23 protein-coding genes and 2 riboswitches are annotated in these 24,542 nt (G+C 70.9%); of the genes, 15 read left to right on the top strand and 8 right to left on the bottom strand.

What is annotated here, in order from left to right; translation table 11 throughout:
* Nucleotides 1–142: 142 nt before the first annotated feature.
* Nucleotides 143–1,132 carry an aldo/keto reductase gene (locus CMS_RS11075; RefSeq protein WP_012299535.1) on the bottom strand — a complete coding sequence of 330 codons (990 nt, stop codon included), beginning with the start codon at nucleotides 1,130–1,132 and terminating at the stop codon, nucleotides 143–145.
* A 124-nt stretch (nucleotides 1,133–1,256) separates the two neighbouring features.
* On the opposite strand from CMS_RS11075, the gene CMS_RS11070 reads away from it, so the two are divergent.
* Complete coding sequence (locus tag CMS_RS11070) at nucleotides 1,257–1,730, top strand: Fur family transcriptional regulator (protein ID WP_041464638.1); 474 nt, start codon at nucleotides 1,257–1,259, stop codon at nucleotides 1,728–1,730.
* 76 nt (nucleotides 1,731–1,806) lie between these two features.
* On the top strand, nucleotides 1,807–3,336 hold the full coding sequence (locus tag CMS_RS11065) for a catalase (RefSeq protein ID WP_012299533.1): 1,530 nt from the start codon (nucleotides 1,807–1,809) through the stop codon (nucleotides 3,334–3,336).
* 79 nt (nucleotides 3,337–3,415) lie between these two features.
* Here the strand turns inward: CMS_RS11065 and CMS_RS11060 are convergent, their stop codons facing one another.
* Nucleotides 3,416–4,102 (bottom strand): pectate lyase, encoded by a 687-nt coding sequence (locus tag CMS_RS11060; RefSeq protein WP_223842639.1) that lies wholly within the window; start codon nucleotides 4,100–4,102, stop codon nucleotides 3,416–3,418.
* A 387-nt stretch (nucleotides 4,103–4,489) separates the two neighbouring features.
* On the opposite strand from CMS_RS11060, the gene CMS_RS11055 reads away from it, so the two are divergent.
* Nucleotides 4,490–5,491, top strand: coding sequence for a hypothetical protein (locus CMS_RS11055; RefSeq protein WP_198433863.1), 1,002 nt, complete (start codon nucleotides 4,490–4,492; stop codon nucleotides 5,489–5,491).
* A gap of 85 nt (nucleotides 5,492–5,576) precedes the next feature.
* Here the strand turns inward: CMS_RS11055 and CMS_RS11050 are convergent, their stop codons facing one another.
* Nucleotides 5,577–6,125 (bottom strand): GNAT family N-acetyltransferase, encoded by a 549-nt coding sequence (locus CMS_RS11050; RefSeq protein WP_049791926.1) that lies wholly within the window; start codon nucleotides 6,123–6,125, stop codon nucleotides 5,577–5,579.
* On the bottom strand, nucleotides 6,122–6,697 hold the full coding sequence (locus CMS_RS11045; protein WP_223842638.1) for a GNAT family N-acetyltransferase: 576 nt from the start codon (nucleotides 6,695–6,697) through the stop codon (nucleotides 6,122–6,124). The genes CMS_RS11050 and CMS_RS11045 overlap by 4 nt, the downstream gene beginning before the upstream one ends.
* 86 nt (nucleotides 6,698–6,783) lie before the next feature.
* Between CMS_RS11045 and CMS_RS11040 the strand changes: the two genes are divergently transcribed.
* The 4 genes from CMS_RS11040 to CMS_RS11025 all read left to right on the top strand — a co-directional run bounded on the left by CMS_RS11040 (nucleotide 6,784) and on the right by CMS_RS11025 (nucleotide 10,541).
* Nucleotides 6,784–7,932, top strand: a complete 1,149-nt coding sequence (locus CMS_RS11040) for an AI-2E family transporter (RefSeq protein WP_012299528.1) — start codon at nucleotides 6,784–6,786, stop codon at nucleotides 7,930–7,932.
* On the top strand, nucleotides 7,929–8,729 hold the full coding sequence (locus CMS_RS11035; RefSeq protein ID WP_012299527.1) for a DUF1206 domain-containing protein: 801 nt from the start codon (nucleotides 7,929–7,931) through the stop codon (nucleotides 8,727–8,729). Before CMS_RS11040 ends, CMS_RS11035 begins: the two co-directional genes overlap by 4 nt.
* Nucleotides 8,726–9,454 carry a PhzF family phenazine biosynthesis protein gene (locus CMS_RS11030; protein ID WP_198433862.1) on the top strand — a complete coding sequence of 243 codons (729 nt, stop codon included), beginning with the start codon at nucleotides 8,726–8,728 and terminating at the stop codon, nucleotides 9,452–9,454. The genes CMS_RS11035 and CMS_RS11030 overlap by 4 nt, the downstream gene beginning before the upstream one ends.
* Nucleotides 9,455–9,578: 124 nt before the next feature.
* A complete protein-coding gene (locus CMS_RS11025; RefSeq protein WP_012299444.1) occupies nucleotides 9,579–10,541 on the top strand; it encodes an IS481-like element IS1121 family transposase in 963 nt (320 codons plus the stop codon).
* A 23-nt stretch (nucleotides 10,542–10,564) separates the two neighbouring features.
* On the opposite strand, the gene CMS_RS11020 is transcribed toward CMS_RS11025, so the two are convergent.
* Complete coding sequence (locus CMS_RS11020; RefSeq protein WP_012038889.1) at nucleotides 10,565–10,936, bottom strand: BlaI/MecI/CopY family transcriptional regulator; 372 nt, start codon at nucleotides 10,934–10,936, stop codon at nucleotides 10,565–10,567.
* A gap of 127 nt (nucleotides 10,937–11,063) precedes the next feature.
* Here CMS_RS11020 and CMS_RS11015 point away from each other — a divergent pair, with 127 nt between their 5' ends.
* The 4 genes from CMS_RS11015 to gcvP all read left to right on the top strand — a co-directional run bounded on the left by CMS_RS11015 (nucleotide 11,064) and on the right by gcvP (nucleotide 16,428).
* Complete coding sequence (locus CMS_RS11015) at nucleotides 11,064–11,519, top strand: SseB family protein (RefSeq protein ID WP_012299525.1); 456 nt, start codon at nucleotides 11,064–11,066, stop codon at nucleotides 11,517–11,519.
* Nucleotides 11,520–11,663: 144 nt separating this feature from the next.
* Nucleotides 11,664–11,750: riboswitch (glycine riboswitch) on the top strand.
* 1 nt (nucleotide 11,751) lies between these two features.
* A riboswitch (glycine riboswitch) is annotated at nucleotides 11,752–11,845 on the top strand.
* Between the two features lie 43 nt (nucleotides 11,846–11,888).
* A complete protein-coding gene (gcvT, locus tag CMS_RS11010) occupies nucleotides 11,889–13,088 on the top strand; it encodes a glycine cleavage system aminomethyltransferase GcvT (protein WP_012299524.1) in 1,200 nt (399 codons plus the stop codon).
* The gene (gene gcvH / locus CMS_RS11005) at nucleotides 13,085–13,456 is read left to right on the top strand and encodes a glycine cleavage system protein GcvH (protein ID WP_012299523.1); all 372 of its coding nucleotides are present in this window, start codon (nucleotides 13,085–13,087) and stop codon (nucleotides 13,454–13,456) included. Before gcvT ends, gcvH begins: the two co-directional genes overlap by 4 nt.
* On the top strand, nucleotides 13,453–16,428 hold the full coding sequence (gcvP, locus tag CMS_RS11000; RefSeq protein WP_012299522.1) for an aminomethyl-transferring glycine dehydrogenase: 2,976 nt from the start codon (nucleotides 13,453–13,455) through the stop codon (nucleotides 16,426–16,428). The genes gcvH and gcvP overlap by 4 nt, the downstream gene beginning before the upstream one ends.
* 100 nt (nucleotides 16,429–16,528) lie before the next feature.
* Here the strand turns inward: gcvP and CMS_RS10995 are convergent, their stop codons facing one another.
* The 3 genes from CMS_RS10995 to CMS_RS10985 all read right to left on the bottom strand — a co-directional run bounded on the left by CMS_RS10995 (nucleotide 16,529) and on the right by CMS_RS10985 (nucleotide 19,478).
* The gene (locus CMS_RS10995; protein ID WP_174270083.1) at nucleotides 16,529–18,127 is read right to left on the bottom strand and encodes a solute symporter family protein; all 1,599 of its coding nucleotides are present in this window, start codon (nucleotides 18,125–18,127) and stop codon (nucleotides 16,529–16,531) included.
* A 20-nt stretch (nucleotides 18,128–18,147) separates the two neighbouring features.
* Nucleotides 18,148–18,555: a DUF485 domain-containing protein gene (locus CMS_RS10990; protein WP_012299520.1), complete on the bottom strand. Its 408-nt coding sequence runs from the start codon at nucleotides 18,553–18,555 to the stop codon at nucleotides 18,148–18,150.
* Between the two features lie 107 nt (nucleotides 18,556–18,662).
* On the bottom strand, nucleotides 18,663–19,478 hold the full coding sequence (locus CMS_RS10985; protein ID WP_012299519.1) for a CPBP family intramembrane glutamic endopeptidase: 816 nt from the start codon (nucleotides 19,476–19,478) through the stop codon (nucleotides 18,663–18,665).
* Between the two features lie 289 nt (nucleotides 19,479–19,767).
* On the opposite strand from CMS_RS10985, the gene CMS_RS10980 reads away from it, so the two are divergent.
* The 4 genes from CMS_RS10980 to CMS_RS10970 all read left to right on the top strand — a co-directional run bounded on the left by CMS_RS10980 (nucleotide 19,768) and on the right by CMS_RS10970 (nucleotide 24,498).
* A complete protein-coding gene (locus CMS_RS10980) occupies nucleotides 19,768–21,171 on the top strand; it encodes an ABC transporter substrate-binding protein (RefSeq protein ID WP_223842637.1) in 1,404 nt (467 codons plus the stop codon).
* Nucleotides 21,172–21,174: 3 nt separating this feature from the next.
* Nucleotides 21,175–21,609 (top strand): periplasmic substrate-binding domain-containing protein, encoded by a 435-nt coding sequence (locus CMS_RS17970; RefSeq protein WP_223842636.1) that lies wholly within the window; start codon nucleotides 21,175–21,177, stop codon nucleotides 21,607–21,609.
* 194 nt (nucleotides 21,610–21,803) lie between these two features.
* A complete protein-coding gene (locus CMS_RS10975; protein ID WP_012299518.1) occupies nucleotides 21,804–23,315 on the top strand; it encodes an ABC transporter permease in 1,512 nt (503 codons plus the stop codon).
* Between the two features lie 100 nt (nucleotides 23,316–23,415).
* Entirely contained in the window at nucleotides 23,416–24,498 is a 1,083-nt protein-coding gene (locus CMS_RS10970; RefSeq protein WP_012299517.1) for an ABC transporter permease, read from the top strand.
* Nucleotides 24,499–24,542 lie beyond the last annotated feature (44 nt).

Below are 24,542 nucleotides of genomic sequence, written 5' to 3'. Positions count from 1 at the left end.
GAGCACGCTAACGGGCGGGACTTGTCCGGCCAAAAGGGCTCGGATCTGGTTGCGGCAACCCGCTCACTTGATTACATTTCACCCCCGCACGGGGCGCGACCGGCGTCTCCGTGGGGATCCCCGGAGATCACCACGGAGGTTTTCATCTGTCGATGGCGCTCATGTCCGCGTATCGGTCGCCAGCGGGAGTCGGCAGCGACGAGATCCGCGTCAGCTGCTCCGGCGTGAGGCGCACGGTGTCAGCCGCGAGGTTCTCGTCGAGGCGCGTGACGCGCTTGGTGCCGGGGATCACGGCGATGTCGTCGCCCTGCGCGAGGATCCACGCGAGCGCGACCTGGGCGGGCGTCGCGTCGAGCTCGCCCGCGACGTCCTTCACGGCGTCGACGATGCGCATGTTCTGCGCGAACGCCTCCTGGGCGAAGCGCGGCGACGAGGAGCGGTAGTCGGCCTCGGAGAGGTCGGCGATGCTCGAGATCGCGCCGGTGAGGAAGCCGCGGCCGAGCGGCGAGTAGGCGACCGGCCCGATGCCGAGCTCGCGCAGCACGTCGAGAACGGGGCCCTCGGGGTCGCGGGTCCAGATGGAGTACTCGCTCTGCAGCACCGAGATGGGGTGCACGGCGTGGGCCCGGCGGATCGTGTCGGGGCCGGCCTCGGAGAGCCCCAGGTGCAGGACCTTGCCCTCGTCGACGAGCTCCTTCATCGCGCCGACGGTCTCCTCGATCGGCACGGCCGGGTCGACGCGGTGCTGGTACAGCACGTCGATGCGGTCGGTCCCGAGGCGCTGCAGCGAGGCCTCGACGGCGATGCGGATGCTCGTGGGCGAGCTGTCCATGCCGCGCTCGTAGTCCTCGGCGTCCTTGCCCGGTGCGTGCTTCAGCAGGCCGAACTTGGTGGCGATGACGATGTCGTCGCGGCGGCCTGCCAGCGCGGATCCGACCAGGCGCTCGTTCGTGAACGGCCCGTACGCCTCGGCGGTGTCGAAGAGCGTGATGCCCTGGTCGACCGCGCGGTTCAGGGTGCGGATCGACTCCGCCTCGTCCTGGCCCGCGCCGTCGTAGAACGCGCTCATGCCCATGCAGCCGAGGCCGATGCGGCCGACGTCGAGGCCCGTGCCGGTGTGGATGTGCTTCATGCGGTGCTCCGATCTCCTGCGGCCGGGTGGGCCGCCTGTCGAGCCTAGGCACGCTCCTGTCCGCGACGCGCCGCGTTCACGCGTTGTTTTGAACGATTCAAGGGAAGTGTGCTTGACTGCGGCGATGCCCACCGACCACGCGCCGCCCCTCGACGCCGACGCTCTGCGCGCCGCGCTCAAGGAGGCGGGGCTGCGCGTGACCCGGCCGCGCGTGGCCGTCCTCACGGCCGTCGACGCGGCACCGCACTCGGACGCCGACGAGGTGCTCCGCGCGGTCAAGGGCGAGCTCCCCGGCACGAGCATCCAGGCGGTCTACGGCGTGCTCGGCGCGCTCGCGGCCGCGGGGCTCGTGCGCCGCATCGAGCCCGCGGGATCGTCCGCGCGCTACGAGCGCCGGACGGGCGACAATCACCATCACCTCGTGTGCACAGGTTGCAGGACGATCGTCGACGTGGACTGCGCGGTGGGGGAGTCCCCCTGCCTCGCGCCGTCCGACTCGGCGGGGTTCCTCGTGGCGAGCGCCGAGGTGACGTACTGGGGCTTGTGCCCCGAATGCCGGACCGCAGCCGCGGATCCCGGTCCCACCGTCGCGACCTAGCGGTCGCCACCGGTGCGCCCTCGGCCGACCACCCGAGCCAGCACCTCCCCGTTCCACCGCTGACAGGAGAAACACCATGACCGACCAGAAGTACACGACCACGGACTCCGGCGCTCCGGTCGCCAGCGATGAGCACTCGCTCTCCGTCGGCCCCGACGGCGCGATCCCGCTGCACGACCACTACCTCGTCGAGAAGCTCGCGCAGTTCAACCGCGAGCGCATTCCGGAGCGCGTCGTCCACGCCAAGGGCGGCGGGGCGTTCGGCACCTTCCGCGTCACCGGCGACGTGAGCGCGTACACCCGCGCCTCCCTCTTCCAGCCCGGCGCCGAGGTCGAGATGCTCGCGCGCTTCTCCACCGTCGCCGGCGAGCAGGGCAGCCCCGACACGTGGCGCGACCCCCGCGGGTTCGCGCTGAAGTTCTACACGGACGAGGGGAACTACGACCTCGTCGGCAACAACACGCCCGTCTTCTTCATCCGCGACGGGATCAAGTTCCCCGACTTCATCCGCTCGCAGAAGCGCCTGCCGGGCTCGCACCTCCGCGACCACGACATGCAGTGGGACTTCTGGACGCTCTCGCCCGAGTCGGCCCACCAGGTCACGTGGCTCATGGGCGACCGCGGCCTGCCGAGCTCCTGGCGCCACATGGACGGCTTCGGCTCGCACACCTACCAGTGGATCAACGCGGCCGGCGAGCGATTCTGGGTGAAGTACCACTTCAAGACCCAGCAGGGCATCGAGATCCTGAAGCAGGAGCAGGCCGACCAGATCGCCGGAGAGGACGCCGACTTCCACATCCGCGACCTCACCGAGGCCATCGACCGCGGCGACCACCCGGAGTGGAAGCTCGAGGTGCAGATCATGCCCTACGAGGAGGCGAAGTCGTACCGGTTCAACCCGTTCGACCTCACCAAGGTCTGGTCGCAGAAGGACTACCCGCGCATCGAGGTCGGCACCATGGCCCTGAACCGCAACCCCGAGAACTACTTCGCGCAGATCGAGCAGGCCGCGTTCGCGCCTTCGAACTTCGTGCCCGGGATCCAGACCAGCCCCGACAAGATGCTCCTCGCGCGCATCTTCAGCTACGCCGACGCGCACCGCTACCGCGTGGGCACCAACCACGCGCAGCTCCCGGTGAACGCGCCGAAGTCGCCCGTGCACAGCTACTCGAAGGACGGCCAGGGGCGCTACACGTTCCAGGACGCCGGCACGCCCGTCTACGCGCCCAACTCGCACGGCGGCGCGCACGCCGACCCGGCTCGCGCCGCCGAGAGCGCCGGCTGGGAGCAGGACGGCGAGCTCGTCCGCGCAGCAGCCACGCTGCACGCGGAGGACGACGACTTCGTCCAGGCCCGGATGCTCGTCAACGAGTCGATGGACGACGCCCAGCGCGAGCGCCTCGTCGGCAACATCGTCGGCCACGTGAGCAAGGTCACCACGGCCGAGCTCCGCGCCCGCGTCATCCAGTACTGGACGAACGTGGACGGCTGGCTCGGCGAGGCCGTCGCCGCGGGCCTGCCGCCGCTCGCCGGTGACGCGCCCGTCGCCGAGGCCACCCCCGGCCCGACGCGCGACGCGGAGGAGGTCGGCGTGGCGGCCCACTGAGCTGCGGCGGTGACGCGACGATGCCCGCATCCGGTGGATGCGGGCATCGTCGCGCATGGAGGGCGGAGCGCCCTCCGCCCTAGGAGTAGAGGATCGTGCCGGGATCGAACACGCAGTACGGCGGGAACGGACCCCCTGCTCCCGGAACCGGCTTGGCCGCGGTACCCCGGCCGCCGATGGTGCGGTCGCAGACCTGCATGTGCACGCCATGGATGGTGACGTGATCGAGCGTGGCGGTGTCGCCGAAGTTCTGATTGACGCCCGCCACCTTGTACTTGCCGCCCGTGATGAAGACGTTGCTGATGACGATGTGCCGGGTGTACTGATTCGGGCAGTTGCCGCAGGAGCGCGCCAGCGTTCCGATGTCGCTCGCCGCGAAGTCCGAGAAGCGCGCCGTCCCCGCGCCGTCCAGCTGCACGACCTTGTCGTAGGCATGCGCCACGGCACCGCCGCGGATCGTGACGACGGACGATGCCGGCGATCCGTCGAGCAGCGTCACGGCGTCCTCGCCTACGTGCGGCCACCAGATGTTGATGAGGGTGCACGACGCCTGGCAGTGGATGCCGTCCCCTGCCAGCGGGCCGATGATGAGGTTCTCGGCTATCCCACCCGGCTCGATGAGCACCACGGGCTCCTGGAACTCCCCGTGCCCGTTCGTGGAGGCGTTGAGCTCCTGGTTGTGGAAGTCGACCGTCTGACCGGCCTTCACCAGGAAGGGCATGCTCTGCGCTGGGGCGACGTGGGTAGGCGTGGGGAAGGCAGGCATGTCCGAGATGGAGGACCCACGCGCAGGCAGCCCGGCTGCCTGCGCGGGAGCGGTCTGCGGGAGCGATAGCCCCAGCGCGAGGAGGGCCACTGCGGTCACTGCGGCGACGGCACCGAGCCGCCCGCGGAAGGGGCGGGTCGCCTGCAGGCGCGCGGATGCTGGGAAGGGAGGGGGCATGGAGGGGGAGACCGATCTGAGAAGGCGACGCGCGGGTGCCGTCGGCGAGAGTCACGGTACGGCGTCGGCGGACCGCTCTGTCCGGCTCCTCCCCAGGCGGGCCTCTCCTGGGGTGCCTGTGCACGGTGTCCCCATGGCGGGGCGCCGATAGGCCAACGTGCGACGGGCACGCTGACCGGCGTGCGCCTCATCCAACAGAAGGAAGCAATGATGGCCCCTGCCACATGCTCCACTCTCCTCGGCTCCGCGGCATGCGCGGCGCTCGCTCTCACCCTGCTCGGGTCCGCGGGCGCGGCGACCGCCGCCACGGCTCGTCCAGCCGACATCCTGCAGCACGTCATCCCGTCGTCGTCGGCCTCGGCCGCCGCGACCGGCTGGACGACCGCGCGCATGCACGCGGCAGTGCCCAGCGCCTTCGTCGACGACGACCCGGTCGACGGCGACCCGCCGACGACGGACGAGGACGTCCCGGCGGCGCTCGACACCTCGGCCGTGTCCGCGGACGCCGCTCTTCCCTCGGCCGCGGAGACCATCCCCGTTCCCGGATTCTCGGCGAACGACCACCTCGGGGTGGTTTTCTTCCGCAGCGGTGGCGTCGACCAGCGCAGCACCGGCAACGTGGTCGTCTCCGCCTCCGGCGACCTCGTCACCACGTCGGGCCGCAGCGTCTCGGCGCTGAAGGGCGCGTTCGTCACCGACCTCGTGTTCGTGCCGCAGTACGACGGCACCGCGCCGAAGGGCATCTGGCCGGCGACCGTCGTGACGGTAAAGTCGCAGTGGGTCACCGACCGCGCGGTCGACTTCGACACCGCCTTCTTCCGCGTGCAGGCACCTGCCGGCTCCGCGGCGGGCACGACCCTGTCGAGCGTCGTGGGTGCCTCCGGCGTGCGGTTCGCCGGCCAGCAGGACGACGAGGACTACCGCTCCACCGGGTACGCCCTCGACGGCGGCCACGACGGAACGAAGCCCGTGAGCGTCGAGAGCTCGGTCGAGCCGAACCCCTGGATGAACAAGGACTACGCCATCGAGGGCATCGAGACCGAGCTCCGGGCCGGGATCAGCGGCTCGCCGTGGGTCAACACGGACGATGACTCGGGAGACGTGCAGCGCGGCATGACGACCTTCGCCTACAAGCGGTTCACGCACGCGGCGTTTGGTCCGCAGTGGACGGGTGCGCTCCACGCGGTCTTCCAGGTGGCAGCCGCCTCCTGATCGTGCGGTGTCCGGCAGAGCACTGGCCGGGCATCTCCGCAGCGTCGCGCCGCACGGCGAGGCGTCCATGAAGGGCCGTCGCGCCTCACGGCGCGGCGGCCCGCTGCGTGTCCCCGGAGAGGGGTAGCTCCATCTCGAGGTCCTTCTGCATGCGATCCAGCGCGTACGGCACGCTCCGCCCCGTGAGGCGGAAGCCGCGGCGCTCGTAGTAGGCGCGGGCGCGCGGGTTGTCCTCGTGCACCTCGAGGCGGAGTGCCTGCGCATTCGGGCGGTCGCGGGCCCAGGCGATCACGGCGTCGAGGAGCATGTCGGTGACGCCCGCGGCGCGACCCCGGGCGTCGGGGGCGATGTAGACGCTCACGAGCATCACGCGCGTGGGATCCGCGGCGACGAACGCGTTCATGGCGCCGAGCCAGCGGCAGGTCGCCGGCTCGACGGCGACGTACGCGGTGCTCCCGAGCTGGTTGGCGCGCCGCGTGCGCGCCTGCCAGTCGGAGTCGGGCAGCGCCCGCGCGCTCTCGAGCGTCTCGAGGTAGGCGAGCGGGGTGTCCTCGAGCATCTCGAGGCGGAGCGCGCGGTACTCGCGCCAGTCCTCGGTGCGGAGGCGGTGGATCACAGCACGGGGCGCGCTCATACCAGCTGCCCGTTCACGTGGAGGTCGCCCGCCGGGAACGCGTCGGCGGCCGCGGTGACCGGCAGCATCATCCAGCCGTGGTCCTGGTGCACGACGCCCGCGGCGCCGAGGAGCGTGAAGCCGTTGTAGTGGCCGGTGCGGCCGGGCAGCGGGATCCAGCCGTGGCGCGCGTAGTAGCCGGTGGTCTCGTCGCCCGTCTCGAGGAGGCCGAACGGGACGGCGAGCCGGGCGAGCGCGCCGCGGATCCCGTCGGCGAGCAGCGTGCCGAGGCCCTGCCCCTGCCGCTCGGGGTGCACGGCGACCATGCCGGTGGATCCCATGAGCAGGTCATCGGCCGGGTCGCCCTGGCCGTCGCCGAACTCCACGAAGAGGCGGCGGATCCCGGCGTGCGCCATGAGCTCGTCGCCGTCGTGCACGAGGATCCGCAGCTCGGGCTGCGCGCCCGCCCAGCTGCGGGCGCCCGCGTAGCCCTCGCGGAAGTCGGGGAACGCGAGCGCGAGGAGCGCCGCGATCGACGTGTGGTCGGCGACATCGAGCGCGCCCTCGCGGACGACGGAGAGGCGGGGTCCCATGGACCGAGGGTATCGGCCGGTCACGCGGGTGTCCGGGCCCGGCCGCGGCCCGGTCACGCGGCCCGCCCGCCCGTAGGGTGGAGCGCATGACCACCCCGCAGTCCGTCTGGCAGGACAAGCTCGGCCGCCTCTCCATCCGCTGCGTGCAGATCCTGGCGGTCCTCGTGGTCGCCATCGCGATCGTGTACGCCGCCATCTCGCTCAAGCTCGTCGTGATCCCGGTGATCATCGCGCTGATCCTCGCCTGCGCCGTGCGCCCGATGGTGCTCTGGATGGAGCGCCGCGGAGTCCCCGACGCGCTCGCCGCGGTGATCGCGCTGCTCACCGGCCTCGTGCTCTTCGGCGGCGCGGTCACGGCCGTCGTCTTCGGCGTGCAGAGCCAGTGGCCGACGCTCGTGAAGGCCACCAGCGAGGGCGTCGACCAGCTGCAGGCGTTCATCGAGGAGGGCGGGCTGCCCATCGACTCGGCGCAGATCGACTCGCTCCGCCAGTCGGCCGTGGACTTCCTCACCAGCAGCCAGTTCGGATCCGGCGCCATCGCGGGCGTCTCCGCCGCGGCCGAGGTCGTCACGGGCGCGGTGCTCGGGCTCGTCGTGTTCTTCTTCTTCGTCAAGGACGGGCCGCAGATCTGGGCGTTCTTCATCCGCCCGTTCCGCGGTCGTGGCCGGAAGCGCGCCGTGCGCGTCGGCCACGAGGGCTCGAAGGTGCTCGGCGGGTACATCCGCGGTACCGCCACGGTCGCGCTCGTCGACACCGTCTTCATCGGCGCGGGCCTCTTCATCCTCGGCGTGCCGCTCGCGCTGCCGCTGTCGCTCGTGGTGTTCATCGGCGCGTTCGTGCCGATCGTCGGCGCCACCGTCGCGGGCATCCTCGCGGCGCTCGTCGCGCTCGTGACCAACGACCTCGGCACCGCCATCTGGGTCGTCGCCATCGTGATCCTCGTGAACCAGCTCGAGGGCAACCTGCTGCAGCCGGTCGTGCTCGGCAACGCGCTCAAGCTGCACGGCCTGGTCGTGCTGCTGGCCCTGACCGCCGGCACGATCCTCGGCGGCATCATCGGCGCGATCCTGTCGGTGCCGCTCACGGCCGTCGCCTGGACCGCCTGGAAGATCATCATGGAGCCCGACGAGGAGGAGCCCGAGCCGCCGGCACCCGCGCCGCTCGAACCCGTGAAGAAGGTGGCGCGCGGCCTCACCGCGAAGCTCACCGGCCGCACCTCCACGGCCTCCCGGTGAGCGCCACCGGCGCCGCGTCGAGCCTCCAGCGCTCGCCCGGCTTCGCCGTCGCCGCGCGCCTCGGGCACGCGGTCAACGGCCTGCTGCACCTGCTGATCGGCGTGGTCGCCTTCCGCCTCGCGACGGGCGGCGGGGGCGGCGAGGCCGACCAGTCCGGCGCGCTCGGCTCCATCGCGGGATCGCCCGGCGGTCGCGTGCTCCTCTGGATCGTCGTGGTCGGCCTCCTCGGGCTCGGTCTCTGGCAGCTCGTCGAGACCGTGCTCGCGCGTGGCGAGGACGCGAAGCGCACCTGGGCCGTGCGCGCGAAGGAGCTCGGCAAGGCCGTCGCGTACCTCGCGATCGCGGCCACCGCGCTGCGCTTCGCGACCGGCGGATCCAGCGACTCGTCCGAGCAGACGCAGTCGCTCAGCGCCCGCGTGCTCGCGGCACCCGGTGGCGTCGCGCTGCTCGTGGTCCTCGGGCTCGCGGTCGTCGCGGTCGGCGTCTACTTCGGCTTCAAGGGCGCGACGAAGCGCTTCCAGGAGGACATCTCCGTGCCGTCGGGCTCGCTCGGGCGCGGGATCACGGCGCTCGGCGTCGCCGGGTACATCGCCAAGGGCGTCGCGCTCGTCGCGGTCGGGGTGCTGTTCGTCATCGGCGCGGTCACGGCCGACCCGAGCCGCGCCACCGGCCTCGACGGCGCGCTCCAGTCGCTCGCGGGGCTGCCCGCGGGCGTCGCCGTGCTCGCGATCACGGGGCTCGGCCTCATCGCGTACGGCCTGTACTGCGGCGCCCGCGCGCGCTACGCGAAGCTGTGACGCCCCGCCTGGTGGCGGCGCTCGACGGCGTGCGGCCGGACGAGGTGCACGTGGTGCGGGTGTTCGCGGACGCGCACGGCGCGCACGGCAACGAGCTCGGGATCGTGCTCGCCTCCCCGCGCACGGACGGGCGGGAGCAGGCGATCGCGCAGGCGCTCGGCTTCAGCGAGACGGTGTTCGTCGACGAGGTGGACGCGCCGGGCGCGGATCCGCTCGGGGCCGCGATCCGCATCCTCACCCCCGCACGCGAGCTGCCGTTCGCCGGCCACCCGACCGTCGGCACCGCGTGGTGGCTGGCGTCGCGCGGGATCGACGTGGACCACCTGCGGGTGCCCGCGGGCGTCGTGGACGTGACGGCCGACCCGGCATGGGGCCCCGACTTCGCATGGCAGGAGCTGCCGTCCGTCGCGGACCTGCTCGCGCTCGACCTGCAGGCCGCCGTCGCGGATGCCACCGCCGCGGACGCGAGGGTCGACCACCTCTACGCCTGGGCGTGGATCGACGAGGCCGCGGGCACGATCCGCGCGCGAATGTCCGCTCCCGCGCTCGGCGTCCTCGAGGACGAGGCGACCGGATCCGCCGCCCTCCGGGTCACGGCCCGCCTGGGCCGCGACCTGCGCATCACGCAGGGCCGCGGCAGCGAGCTGGCCACGCGGCTGCTCGACGACGGCCGCGCCGAGGTCGGCGGCCGCACGGTCCCTGACCGCGTGATCCCGCTGCCCTGACCCGCGCGGCTCCGCCACCACGTCCCGGTGTACTCGGCCATGACGTTGGTGACACTTCGGGGCGTGTGAAGAGGCCTCCTGGCTTGATGGAGCTGTTCAGTTCAACCATCGCCAGGAGGCCTCGATGTCCCACGGTAATGCTCGTCTGACGGTTCACGGGAGGGTTCTCCTCGTGCGGCGGGTGGTGGAGGATCGTCGGCCGGTCGCGCACGTCGCGCGGGAGCTGGGGGTGTCGCGGCAGTGCGCGCATCGATGGGTGAACCGGTTCCGTGCCGAGGGGCTGCGAGGGCTGACGGATCGGTCATCGCGGCCCCGGTCAGTACCGAGGCGAACGAGCCCGGAGCGGGAACGGGCCGTGCTGGAAGCGCGGGCCCAGTTGCGGGCGGGTCCTGCGCGGCTGGCGCCGGTGACAGGTGTTCCATCCCGTACGATCTCCCGCATCCTGCGCCGGCACGGGGCGCCGCCGTTGGCATGGTTGGACCCCGTCACCGGGGCCGTGATCCGGGCATCCCGGTCAACGGCGCACCGGTATGAGCACGAGCATCCGGGTGATCTGATCCACGTGGACGTGAAGAAGCTCGGGAGGATCCCGGACGGAGGCGGCTGGCGGGTCCACGGGCGCAGCGAGCAGGTCCGCGGCCGCGGGATCGGGTTCGATTACGTCCATGCCGCGGTCGATGACCACACCCGTCTCGCCTACGCGGAGATCCATCCCGATGAGAAAGGCGCGACCGCGGCCGGGTTCCTGACCCGCGCAGCGGCGTACTTCGCCGGGCATGGGATCACCCGGATCGAGCGGGTCATCACGGACAACGCGTTCGCCTACCGGCACTCGACCGTGTTCAAGAACGCCGTCCAGGACCTGGGCGCGCGGCAGAAGTTCATCCGCCCGCACTGCCCCTGGCAGAACGGCAAGGTCGAGCGCTTCAACCGGACCCTCGCGACCGAGTGGGCCTACCGGCAACCCTTCACCAGCAACCAACACCGGGCCGACGCGCTTGACCCCTTCATCGAGCACTACAACACTGAACGAATCCACTCAAGCCACGGGCTCACGCCCGCGGCCCGAGTGTCACCAACGTCATGACCCAGTACAGCTAGCGGACCCGCCTACGCCCGGTCGTCCCCGCCGAGCGCGCGGCGCAGGGCCGTGAGGTCGTCCCCGTCGAGCGTGCCTGCGAAGCGCAGCAGCGCGGCCTCGCGGTCCTTCGTGGCTGCGAGCGCGCCCGACATGAGCGACGCCGCGTGATCCGTGCGCGACCGGGCGGGCGCGAACGTGAGCGCGCGCGCCTCGTCGGAGCGCGTGACGAGGCCCTTCTGGCCGAGCCGCTCGAGCACCGTGAGCACGGTCGTCAGGGCGGGGCGCGGATCCGGGATGCGGGCGACGACGTCCTTGGCCGTGAGCGGCTCGTCGGCGTCCCACAGGGCGTCCATGATGGCGGCCTCGAGCTCGCCGCGGGGGCGCTGGCGTCCGATCGACACGGGCGTCTCCCCTCTTCGACGGATGGCGGGTGGAAGAGACGATCCTAACTCCGCCCGCGGTCCCCGGGAGGCCCCGTCCGGCCGCCGCGGTCAGCAGCCGCCCCGCCCGATCGGGCACGATGGACGCATGACCGATTCACAGGACCGAGAGCCCACCCCCCTCGAGCAGGCCATCGCGCGCGGCCAGGCGGGCGAGTCCGACATGACCGCCGTCCTCACCGAGTTCATCAACACGACGGTCGTGGTGCCCACCGCCACGCCCCTCACCCCCGAGACCGACCAGCTCCAGCCCGTCCTCTTCGACCGCGACGGCGTGCCCATGCTCGCCGCGTTCACGCACGAGGACCGCATCGACGAGAAGGTCACGAGCGTCGCCGACCACGTCGCCACGATCCCCGCCGCCGAGCTCGTCCAGGCGATCCCCGAGGGCACCGGCCTCGTCATCAACGTCGGCACCACCGACGGCTTCGAGATGATGCCCGAGGGCGTCGCGCAGCTCGCCGACGACGTGCGCCGCGTCATCGACCAGGACGAGGACGCCGCACCGCAGGCCCCCGTAGCGCCCTCGCCCGACGCGATCTGATCCCGCCGGCCGACCCGACCACCCGACGCCGCCGCATCCCCCGGATGCGGCGGCGTCGTCGCGTCCGGCGGAGGGGATCGACCGGGAATCGTCACGCGCCCGAAACGTCCCGCTCGATATGCTGATCCCCGAACACACGGCCGCGCACGCATCGCGGGAGAGCTCCTCCGGGAGCACCGAAGGAGCAAGCCTCCCCGCCAATCTCTCAGGTCCACGTACCGCGATGCACTGGCCACTCTGAAAAGCAGCCGTCCCGCACGGCTCGCCCACGGTGAAAGCACCGTCCTCGGACGGCGCGAAGCTCTCAGGCCCATGACAGAGGGGGAGTCCCGCATCCGGCGTCCGCGTCGGGGAAGACCGGAGGACTCCATGACCGACGCACCCGCCCCTGATCCCGAGGTCCGGCGCTCCCCGCTGCACGCCGTGCACGAGGCGGCCGGCGCCTCATTCACCGACTTCGCCGGCTGGCTCATGCCCGTCCGGTACACGAGCGACCTCGCCGAGCACCGCGCGGTGCGCGAGGCCGCCGGCATCTTCGACATCTCGCACATGGCCGAGATCGCCGTGGAGGGGGAGGGCGCCGCCGCGTTCCTCGACTCCGTCCTCGCCGGCAAGCTCTCCGCCATCGCCGAGTGGCAGGCGAAGTACACGCTGCTGCTGGATCCGTCGGGCGGCATCGTCGACGACCTCATCGTCTACCGGACCGGCGAGGAGTCCTTCCTGGTCGTCGCCAACGCGGGCAACCACGATCCTGTGATCGCCGTCCTCGCCGAGGCCGCCGAGGGCCTCGACGACGTGGAGGTGGACGACGCGAGCGACGACGTCGCCCTCATCGCCGTGCAGGGCCCGGTGTCCCGCGCGATCCTCGAGGCCACCGCCGGCCTCGAGACCGAGTCGCCGCTCGAGGCGCTCCGCTACTACCGCGCCACGGCCGCGCGCTTCGCGGGCCAGGACGTGCTCGTCGCCCGCACCGGCTACACGGGCGAGGACGGCTACGAGCTGTACGTCGCGACCGAGGACGCCGTCGCCCTGTGGGAGGCGCTCGTCGCCGCCGGCACGCCGCTCGGCCTCCTGCCCACCGGCCTCGCCTGCCGCGACACGCTCCGCCTCGAGGCCGGCATGCCGCTGTACGGCCACGAGCTGGGCCTCCACACGCTGCCCGGGCAGGCCGGCCTGGGCAAGGTCGTGGCGCTCGCCAAGGAGGGCGATTTCCGCGGTCGCGCCGCCGTGGAGAAGGGCCCGGATCCCGTCGCCCGCGTGCTCGTCGGCCTCGTCACCGAGGGCCGCCGCGCGCCCCGCGCCGACTACCCCGTCTACGCCGAGGAGGCCGCGGGCGACTCCGCCGCGGCCCTCGAGGCCGTGATGGAGGCCACCGAGGGCGCCGTCCCGCCCGTCGGCATCGTCACGAGCGGCGCCCTGTCGCCCACGCTCGGCCACCCCGTCGCCATGGCGTACGTGGATCCCTCGCTCGCCGCCCCCGGCACGCGCCTCGCCGTCGACGTCCGCGGCACCCGCGTGCCCGCCACCGTCGTGACCCTCCCCTTCTACTCGCGAAAGGCCATCCGATGACCGACCAGACCAGCCTCCAGTACACCGCCGAGCACGAGTGGGTGCTCATCGACGGCGACGTCGCGACCGTCGGCATCACCTCCTACGCCGCCGACAAGCTCGGCGACGTCGTCTTCGTCGAGCTGCCCGCCGTGGGCGACGAGCTCGCGGGCGGCTCGGTCGTCGGCGAGATCGAGTCGACCAAGTCGGTCGGCGAGCTGTTCGCGCCCATCGACGGCACCGTCACCGAGGTCAACGACGACGTCGTGGCCTCGCCCGACCTCGTCAACAGCGACCCGTTCGGCGCCGGCTGGCTCGTGAAGGTGCGCTTCGAGGCGCTGCCGACGCTCCTCAGCCACGACGAGTACGTCGCGCTGGTGGGCGAGTGACCGCCGTCGACGCCGGCACGCGCCCGGCCGCGCCCGCACCCGACGCCGCGCCCGACATCGCCTCGGAGTCCTCGACCTTCGCGCCCGGCGCGTTCGGCGCCCGCCACATCGGCATCGACTCCGAGGCCCGCGCCACCATGCTCGGCGTCCTCGGCCACGACTCGATCCCGTCGCTGCTCGCGAAGGCCGTGCCCGAGACGATCCAGGTCGACCGCTTCCGCACCGACGGCGACTCCGTGCTGCCCGAGGCCGCCACCGAGCGCGACGCCCTCGCCGAGCTCCGCCGCATCGCGGGCCGCAACCGCGTCCGCACGTCGATGATCGGCCTCGGCTACCACGACACCATCACGCCCGCGGTGATCACCCGCAACGTGCTCGAGAACCCGAGCTGGTACACGGCCTACACGCCGTACCAGCCGGAGATCTCGCAGGGCCGGCTCGAGGCGCTCATCAACTTCCAGACGATGGTCGCCGAGCTGTGCTGGCTCGCGACCGCGAACGCGTCCATGCTCGACGAGGCCACCGCCGTCGTCGAGGGCATGCTGCTCGCGCGCCGCGCCTCGAAGGCGAAGACGAACGTCTTCCTCATCGACGCCGACGCCCTGCCGCAGACGCGCGCGCTCCTCGACAGCCGGGCCGCCGCGCTCGGCATCGAGCTGATCGCGCACGACCTCGCCACGGTGGATCCGGCCGGGCTGCCGGACGCGTTCGGCGCCTTCATCCAGTACCCGGGCGCCTCCGGCCGCGTGTGGGACCCGAGCGCCGTCATCGCCCGCGTGCACGCGGCGGGCGGCCTCGCGGTCGTCGCGGCCGACCTGCTCGCCCTCACCGTGATCACCTCGCCCGGCGAGCTGGGCGCGGACATCGCGGTCGGCACCTCGCAGCGCTTCGGCGTGCCCATGGGCTTCGGCGGTCCGCACGCGGGCTACCTCGCCGTGCGCGCCGGGCTCGAGCGCCAGATGCCCGGCCGCCTCGTGGGCGTCAGCCAGGACGCGGCCGGCCACCCCGCCTACCGCCTCTCGCTGCAGACGCGCGAGCAGCACATCCGCCGCGAGAAGGCCACCAGCAACATCTGCACGGCGCAGGTGCTCCTCGCGGTCATGGCCTCGATGTACGCCGTGTACCACGGGCCGAAGGGGCTCCGCGTGATCGCGCGGCAGGCGAACCGGGGCGCGCGTCGCCTCGTCCGCTCGTTGGCGACGGTGGGCGTCGAGCCGATCCAGGCTGCCTTCTTCGACACCGTCCGCGTCTCCGTGCCGGGCCGAGCCGACGAGATCCTCGCCGCCGCCGCGGAGGGCGGCGTGAACCTGCTCCGCGTGGACGGCGACACGCTCGGCTTCAGCGTCGATGAGGCCACGCGCCCCGAGGACCTCGCGGTCGTCGCGCGCGCCTTCGGCGCCGAGCTCGCGGAGGACGAGGGCGCGCACGGCGACCTGTCCTCGATCCCCGAGCAGTCGATCCGCACGAGCGAGTACCTCACGCACGCCGTCTTCTCCACGCACCGCTCCGAGACCGGCATGATGCGCTACCTCAAGCGCCTCTCCGACAAGGACTACGCGCTCGACCGCGGCATGATCCCGCTGGGCTCCTGCACCATGAAACTCAACGCGGCCACCGAGATGGAGGCCGTGACCTGGCCCGAGTTCCAGGCCATACACCCGTTCGCGCCGGCCGACGACGTCGAGGGGTACCTCGAGCTCGTGCTCCAGCTGGAGACCTGGCTCGCCGACGTCACGGGCTACGACACCGTGAGCCTCCAGCCGAACGCGGGCAGCCAGGGCGAGCTCGCGGGCCTCCTCGCGATCCGCGGCTACCACCTCGCGAACGGCGACGACGCGCGCACGGTCTGCCTCATCCCGCAGAGCGCGCACGGCACCAACGCGGCCAGCGCCGTGCTCGCCGGCATGCGCGTCGTGGTCGTGGCGTGCGACGAGCTCGGCAACGTCGACCTCGACGACCTGCGCGCGAAGATCGCGGCGCACCGCGACGAGCTCGCGGGCCTGATGATCACGTACCCCTCCACCCACGGCGTCTACGAGCACGAGGTCGGCGCGATCTGCGAGGCCGTGCACGAGGCCGGCGGCCAGGTCTACGTCGACGGCGCGAACCTCAACGCGCTCCTCGGCTTCGCCCGCTTCGGCGACTTCGGCGGCGACGTCTCGCACCTCAACCTGCACAAGACGTTCTGCATCCCGCACGGCGGCGGCGGACCCGGCGTCGGCCCGGTCGCGGCAAAGGCGCATCTCGCGCCCTTCCTGCCCGGCCACCCGCAGGCGCAGCGCAACGTGCACGCGCTCGTGCAGGACGGCGTCGTCTCGACCATCGAGCATGGCGGCGCCCCCGTGTCGGCAGCTCCCTACGGATCCCCGAGCATCCTCCCCATCAGCTGGGCCTACGTCCGCATGATGTGCGCGGAGGGCCTCAAGCAGGCGACCGGCGCCGCGGTGCTATCGGCGAACTACATCGCCGCCCGGCTCCGCGACCACTACCCCGTGCTCTACGCGGGGGAGGACGGCCTCGTCGCGCACGAGTGCATCCTCGACCTGCGTCCGCTCACGGCCGCGACGGGGATCACGGTGGACGACGTGGCCAAGCGCCTCGTCGACTACGGCTTCCACGCGCCGACGATGAGCTTCCCGGTGCCGGGGACGCTGATGGTCGAGCCCACGGAGAGCGAGGACCTCGCCGAGGTCGAGCGCTTCATCGCGGCGATGATCGGCATCAAGCAGGAGGCCGACTCGGTCGCCGCGGGCGAGTGGCCGGCCGACGACAACCCGCTGCGGAACGCGCCGCACACGGCCGAGTCGGTCATCGCGGGGGAGTGGACGCACGCCTACACGCGCGAGCGCGCCGTCTACCCGGTGTCGACCCTGGTGCGCGACAAGTACTGGCCGCCGGTGCGCCGCATCGACCAGGCGTACGGCGACCGCAACCTGTTCTGCGCCTGCCCGCCGCCGGAGGCGTTCGCCTGATGGGCGGCGACTGACGCACCACGCACGCACCGACGAGGGCGGCGGGACCGAATGGTCCCGCCGCCCTCATCGGTGTCTCCGGCCGCGGCCGGTCGTGCTCCTAGTGCTCCGTCGCCTTCTCCGCGCCGTGCCCGGTGAGCGACCGCACGTCCATCTCGGCCGCGACCAGCGGGTCCTCCTTGCGCGTGGAGGTCACCGTCCCGATCCAGCCGAGCAGGAACCCGACGGGGATCGACACGATCCCGGGGTTGCTCAGCGGGAACCACGAGAAGTCCGCCCCCGGGATCATCGACGTCTCCGCGCCCGACACCACCGGCGAGAACGCGATCAGCACGAGCGCCGTCCCGAGCCCGCCGTACATGCTGAGCACCGCGCCCCGCGTGGAGAACCGGCGCCAGTAGAGGGAGTACAGGATGGTGGGCAGGTTCGCGCTCGCCGCCACCGCGAAGGCCAGCGCCACGAGGAACGCGACGTTCTGCCCGTTCGCGCCGATGCCCGCGAGGATCGACACGAGGCCGATGACGACCACGGTGATCCGCGCGACGCGCACCTCGCCGTTCGCCGAGACCTGCCCCTTCTTGATGACGCTCCCGTACACGTCGTGCGCGAACGACGCCGCCGCCGTGATGGTGAGCCCGGCGACCACCGCCAGGATCGTCGCGAACGCCACCGCCGCGATGATCCCGAGCAGGATCGGCCCGCCGAGCTCGAGCGCCAGCAGGGGAGCGGCGGAGTTGACGCCGCCGGGTGCCGCGAGGATCCGCTCGCTCCCGAGCAGCGCGCCCGCCCCGTACCCGAGCACCAGGGTGAAGAGGTAGAAGATCCCGATGAGCCAGATCGCCCAGACGACGCTCCGCCGCGCCTCCTTCGCGGTCGGCACCGTGTAGAAGCGCATGAGCACGTGGGGGAGTCCTGCCGTCCCGAGCACCAGCGCGAGCGCGAGCGACAGGAAGTCGAGCTTCGTGATCCCCGTGGCCCCGTACTGGTTGCCGGGCTCGAGGACGGGCTTGTCCGCCGCCGCCGCCGCGGCGCCGAGCAGGTCCGAGACGTCGAAGCCGTGGATCGCGAGCACCCACACCGTCATCACGGCGGCACCCGCGATGAGCAGGCACGCCTTGATGATCTGCACCCAGGTCGTGCCCTTCATCCCGCCGACGAGCACGTAGACGATCATCAGTGCGCCCACGACCGCGATCACGAGCGACTGCCCGAGCCGGTCGTCGATCCCGAGCAGCAGCGAGACGAGCCCGCCCGCCCCCGCCATCTGCGCGAGCAGGTAGAAGAAGCAGACCGCGAGCGTGGTGGTCGCGGCCGCGAGCCGCACCGGCCGCTGCTTCAGCCGGAAGCTCAGCACGTCGGCCATCGTGAACTTGCCCGTGTTGCGCATGAGCTCCGCCACGAGCAGCAGGGCCACGAGCCACGCGACCAGGAACCCGATCGAGTAGAGGAACCCGTCGTACCCGTTGATGGCGATGGCTCCGACGATCCCGAGGAACGACGCTGCAGAGAGGTAGTCGCCCGCGATGGCCGTGCCGTTCTGCGGGCCGGTGAACGAGCGGCCGGCCGCGTAGTAGTCCGCGGCGGTCGAATTGTTCCGGCTCGCGCGGAAGACGATCACGAGCGTGACGACCACGAACGCCCCGAAGATCGAGATGTTGAGGACAGGGTCGCCCGTGTCGGTCGTGGGCGTGGTCGCCATGGCCGCTGTGCCCGGCGCGATCACCGTCGGCCGCCCTTCCGGCGCTTCGGCGTCGTGGATCCGCGCGGCCCCTCGAGAGCGACGCGCTCCCGCTCCTCGAGGTCGGCGCGGATCTCCGCGGCGATGGGATCGAACCGCGAGTTCGCGCGGCTCACGTACCAGGTGGTGATCGCGAAGGTGGTCACGAACTGCCCGAGCCCCAGCAGGATCCCGAGGTTCACGTTCCCGATGACGGGCGTGGACATGAAGTCGTGCGCGTAGTCCGACAGCAGCACGAACGCGAAGTACCAGACGAGGAATGCCACGGCGAGCGGGAAGACGAAGCTGCGATGCGCACGCTTCAGCTCGCGGAACCGGGCCGAGTCCTCGACCTCCAGGTAGTCGATGGCCGGCCGGGGGTCCCCGGTCGGATGAGCGGCGTCGCCCATGAGATCTCCTCGAGATGAAGCCGCACATCGTCGTGCGGCTTTCCCAGGTTAGGCACAGGTGCGGGTGATGCGCCAGGCCCGCGCCCCCGACGGCGCGCGAACGCCTGTCAGCCGAACAGCCCCGGCAGCAGCGCCAGCGCGACCGGGTATCCCACGAAGCTCACGACGTCGAGGATCAGGTGCGCCACCACGAGCGGCGCCGTGCGGCCGAAGCGCACGTAGCACCAGCCGAACACGACCCCCATCGCGACGTTCCCGAAGAAGGGCCCGTAGCCCTGGTAGAGGTGGTAGCTCCCGCGCAGCACGGCCGCCGCGAGGATGACGGTCCACATGCCGATCCGCCCGTGACCCCAGCCGAGCTCGCGCAGCCGCGTGAAGAGGTAGCCGACCACGATCACCTCCTCCTGCAGCGCGGCACGGAGGGCCACGAGCACGAGCACCGGTACGGTCCACCAGTACGAGTCGAGCGCGGTCGGCACCACGTCCACCGTGATCCCGAGCGCGCGGCCGGCGAAGTACAGGCCGAGTCCGGGCACGCCGATGAGGGCCGCGAGGCCGAACCCGGCGGCGACGTCGCGCCCCGGACTCGCGAGGTCGAACCCGATGCGCCGGAAGGCGCTCCGCCCCGGCTGCCACAGCAGGAAGAGCACGAGGGCCACGGGGACCAGGGCCGTCGCGATGTCGAGCAGCTGGTACAGGAGATCGAACGCCTGCCGGTCGTTCAGGCTCCGGTTGATGGTCGCGCTCTGCGAGCCGAGGGCCTCCTGCCGCGTGGACAGGTCGACGATGCGCAGCACCGAGTACACGGCGCTCGCCCCGAGCGACAGCCCGAGCACGATGGCGATCTCCCACCGCAGCCGCGTCCGCGTGGCACGCTCCAGTGGCGGGCGGGGAGCGCGGGGGATGGCGGGAGCGTCGGGCACGGGCCGATCCTAGGCGCGGGATGCCGGCCGGCCGCCCGCGGCCCGGACGTGGCTGGTGAGGCCCCTGACGACGCGATCCGTCGCCGCGGTCAGCGGGAACGCGCGATCCCGACCGTCCAGACGCACGGATCCGGACTGCCGCGCGCGGATCCACGCGTCCGCGTTACCGGTGTGTAACGTTTGGGCCCAGTTTTTGCAAAGACTCCCAGCCGTACCTAGGGTCATTCTTATCTGCGCGGTCGACCGCACGCACGGTCGGTCCGCGCCATTCCCATGCACAGGAGGACCCTTGAAAATCAGACGCCTCGCAGCGGCTGGTGCCGTCATCGTCTCCGGTGCCCTCGTACTCAGCGGCTGCTCTGCGCCCGCCCAGGAGTCCGAGGTCATCGCCGGCACTGAGATCACCGTGGCCTGGAACGACCCGTTCCTCGAGTACAACAACGGTTCGGCGACCGGAAACGCGTCCGCCAACACGAACATCGTGTACCTGACGAACCAGTCCTTCAACTACTACGACGACGGCCCGTCGCTTGTCAAGAACACCGACTTCGGCACCTACGAGAAGGTGTCCGACAACCCGCTGGTCGTGAAGTTCACGATCAACGACGGAGTCAAGTGGAGCGACGGCACCCCCGTCGACGCTGCGGACATGCTCCTGAACTGGGCCGCGAACACGACGAATGTCAACACCGTGGGCGACGACGCCGTCAAGAAGGACGACACCGGCGCGGCGACGGTCGGCGACGACCAGGTCTTCTTCAACTCGGGCGCCGTGCCAAACACCCGCCTCGGCCTGGTCACCAAGACCCCCGAGATCGGCGACGACGGCCGGAGCCTCACCTACACGTACGACCAGCCCTACGTGGACTGGGAGATCGCGACCGGCAACGGCGTCGGCGTCTCCGCGCACGGCACCACGCAGCTCGCGTTCCCCGACGAGAACCTCTCGCCCGAGGACGCCAAGAAGAAACTGATCACGGCGATCCAGGACAAGGACGCGAAGGTCCTCTCCCGCATCTCGCATGTATGGAACGACGGCTACCGCTTCTCGGACATGCCCACGGAGCCGCAGAAGACCCTGGGCGACGGCGCATACACGATCACGGACCTCAAGGCCGACCAGTACGTCACCCTGACGGCCAACAAGGAGTACACCGGAACCAAGAAGCCGAAGTACGAGAAGATCACCGTCCGCTTCATCGCCGACCCGCAGGCGCAGATCCAGGCCCTCTCCAACGGCGAGGTCCAGATCGCGTCCGGTCAGCCCACGGCCGACCTCCTCCAGCAGGTCCAGGGACTCAGCGGCATCGAGTACAAGGGCCAGGCCGAGGGCACGTATGAGCACGTCGACCTCCAGGTCACCAACGGCGGCCCATTCGACCCGGCGAAGTACGGCGGCGACGCCGAGAAGGCCAAGCTCGTCCGTCAGGCGTTCTTCAAGACGCTGCCGCGCGAGGAGATCCTCGACAAGCTGATCAAGCCCCTCCAGTCGGACGCGGAGCTCCGCAACTCGAACGTCTACGTGCCCGGCACGCCGGAGTACGAGGCGTCCGTCGAGAAGAACGGCTACAAGGACCAGGCGGTCGACATCGACGGTGCCAAGGCGGACCTCGCGAAGGCCGGCGTCACGGGCACGATCGACGCCCGCGTCATCTACGGCCAGGGCAACACGCGCCGCCAGCAGGAGTTCTAACTCATGCGCCAGTCGGCCGCGCTGGCCGGCTTCAACCTCATCGACGTGAACAGCGCCACGTGGGGCGCCGACCTGTCCAGCAAGACGGGCTCCTACGACATCGCCCTCTTCGGATGGCAGTCGGTGAGCCTCGGTGTCGGCGAGTCCGGCCCGAACTACCAGACCGGTGGCATCAACAACTACTACGGCTGGTCGAACCCCGAGATCGACTCGCTGTTCAAGCAGCTGGACACGGAGACGGACAAGGACAAGCAGCTCGCGCTGGTCATTCAGGCCGAGACCCTCATCCAGCAGCAGAGTTGGACGACGCCCATCTACCAGTTCCCCGGCCTCACCGCCTGGAGCAAGACGGTGTCGGGCGTCAAGCCCGCGTTCCTGTCGCCCAACTGGTTCTGGAACCACTGGGATTGGGCCCCGGCGCAGGCAGTCGCGCAGTAGCACGACAGCAGTGAGCACCGTCCATTGAACGGGAGGGTGCGAGGGTGCCGAGGCCGCCTGGCCTCGGCACCCTCTCCATGTCCGTTGCCGATTCGTGATCCGCGGATCCGGCCGCGTATGCTCTCGTCGGGCCGGGTCACGAGCCCTGGCCGAACACAGAAAGGGACGTCGTCGCCCTGTGCTTACCTTACGTCTTGAGACGTCTCGTCGCGTCGTTCTTCGTCCTCCTGGGCGCCAGCTTCATCATCTACAACCTGGCGGCCAATTCCGGTGATCCCCTTCAGGATCTGCGCGAGAACCCGTCGCCGAACCGCGATGCGCTCATCGCCGCTCGAGTCGACCTCCTCGACCTCGACGTGCCGTCGCCGCTGCGCTACTTCATCTGGCTCGGTGGGGTGTTCAAGGTCTTCATCGGCCAGGTCGACCTCGGCAAGGCCATCGACGGCCGCGAGGTCAACGAGATCATCGCCAACGCCGCCGGGCAGACGATCCAGCTGGTGACGATCGCCACGATCATCGCCGTGCTCATCGGCGTCTCCATCGGCATGACGACCGCGCTCCGCCAGTACAGCGGCTACGACTACACGGTCACCTTCGCGTCGTTCCTCTTCTTCTCCCTGCCGATCTTCTTCGTGGCCGTGCTGCTCAAGCAGTACGTCGCCATCGGCTTCAACGACTTCCTCGTGAACCCGTCGATCCCGCCGATCATGATCGTGGTCCTCTCGCTCGTCTCGGGCTTCGTCTGGATGAGCATCATCGGCGGCGACCCGAAGCCGCGCCTCATCGTCTTCGGCTCCGCCACGGTCATCACCGCGGTCGTGCTCATCTACCTGCTCGCCACGGACTGGTTCTCGCGCCCCGGCCTCGGCATCCTGCTCATCGCCGCGCTCGGCGCCCTCGTCGCGGTGCTCATCACGTCGCTCTCGACCGGGTTGCGCAACCGACGGGCCTTCTACTCCGCGCTCGCCATGGCCGTCCTCGGCGCCGCGCTCTGGTACCCGCTGCAGTACGTGCTGACCGTCTCCGCCCCCTGGTGGATCACCATCGTGCTGATCGTCGCCTTCGTCGTCGTCGGCGTGGTCGTCGGCTACGTCGTCGGCCAGAACGACAAGCCCATCGTCGCCCGCGGCGCCGGCATCACCGGTGGCCTCGTCGCGCTGCTGATCATCGTCGACCGCGTCATGCAGGTGTGGCCCGACTACGCGACCAACACGCGTGGCCGCCCCATCGCCACGGTCGGTGCCGTGACCCCCGGGCTCAACGGCTCGGTCTGGCAGGGCATGCTCGACAGCTACACGCACCTCCTGCTGCCGACCATCGCGATCCTCCTCATCTCCGTCGCGAGCTACTCCCGCTACTCGCGGGCGAGCCTCCTCGAGGTGATGAACCAGGACTACGTGCGCACCGCACGCGCCAAGGGCCTCACCGAGCGCACCGTGATCATGCGCCACGCGTTCCGCAACGCCATGATCCCCGTCGCCACCGTCATCGCGTTCGACGTGGGCGGGCTCATCGGCGGCGCGGTGATCACCGAGACGATCTTCGCCTGGAAGGGCATGGGCTCCGTGTTCCAGGACGCCCTGAACAAGACCGACCTCAACCCGCTGATGGGGTTCATCCTGATCACGAGCATCCTCACCGTGATCTTCAACATGCTGGCCGACATCCTGTACTCGGTCCTCGATCCTCGAATCCGGGTGAGCTGACACATGTCCAACGCACTGATGGGGAACCCCAACGACCCCCACAACGACCCGCACCTCCCGGAGGGGGGGCAACTCCGAGCTGACGATCGAGCAGCGCGAGGTGGAGGGGCTCAGCCAGGGCACCGTCGTCCGCCGCCGGTTCCTCCGCCACAAGGGCGCGATGACCTCGGTTGTCGTCCTGCTGCTCATGGCGGCTCTCGTGTACTCGTCCGTCGGCATCCAGCTCTTCGGCGTCCGCGTCCCCGGCTGGTGGATGTGGAACTACGAGGACGTCTCGCCCGTCGTCAACGGCGGCAACCCCACCTGGCAGCTGCCGTTCCAGTTCGGTACCCACCCCTTCGGCCAGGACGAGATCGGGCGCGACATCTTCGCCCGCGTCATGCGCGGCACCCAGCAGTCCATAGTCGTCATGGTGCTGTACGGCATCATCGCCGCGTTCATCGGCATCGTCGTCGGCGCCGTCTCGGGCTTCTTCCGCGGTCGCATCGACTCTCTGCTCATGCGCTTCACGGACCTCATCATCGTGATCCCGGTCATCGTCATCGCGGCGGTCCTCGGCCAGACCTTCGGGAGCCTCGGAGCGGCCGTGCTCGGACTAGTCCTCGGCGTGGTCGGCTGGCCGAGCCTCGCGCGCTTGGTGCGCGGCGAGTTCCTCAGCCTCCGCGAGCGAGAGTTCGTAGACGCGGCCCGAGTCGCCGGGGCGTCGAACAGCCGAATCGTGTTCCGGCACATCCTGCCGAACGCCATCGGCGTGGTCATCGTGTCCACGACCCTGCTCATGAGCGCGGCCATCCTGCTCGAGGCGGCGCTTTCCTTCCTCGGCTTCGGCATCAAGAAGCCCGACGTCTCGCTCGGGCAGATCATCAACGAATACCAGGGAGCCTTCGCGACCCGGCCGTGGCTGTTCTGGTTCCCGGGCCTGTTCATCATCATCATCGCGCTGACCATCAACTTCATCGGCGACGGCCTGCGCGACGCGTTCGACCCGCGCCAGCGGCGCATGCCCGGCGGACAGGGGCCCTACAAGCAGATGTTCGCCATGCTCACCGGGCGGAACCGCCGCGACGCGGGTCCTGCGACCGGCTCCGGTGCCGCGGGAGTGCGCGTGCCGCCGCCCGTCGGCTCCGCGCGACCGGACGCCCAGGCCGACGGCCAGGCGCCCGATAGCACGGACGGCCGATGACGGTCCCGGCGGCGAGCCGGGCCCTCAGCCGCGGGCTCGCCGCG

Source organism: Clavibacter sepedonicus (genome assembly GCF_000069225.1).
Taxonomy (GTDB): domain Bacteria; phylum Actinomycetota; class Actinomycetes; order Actinomycetales; family Microbacteriaceae; genus Clavibacter; species Clavibacter sepedonicus.
The sequence above is the reverse complement of the archived record's forward strand: the minus strand, read 5'-3'. Positions and strand labels throughout refer to the sequence as shown.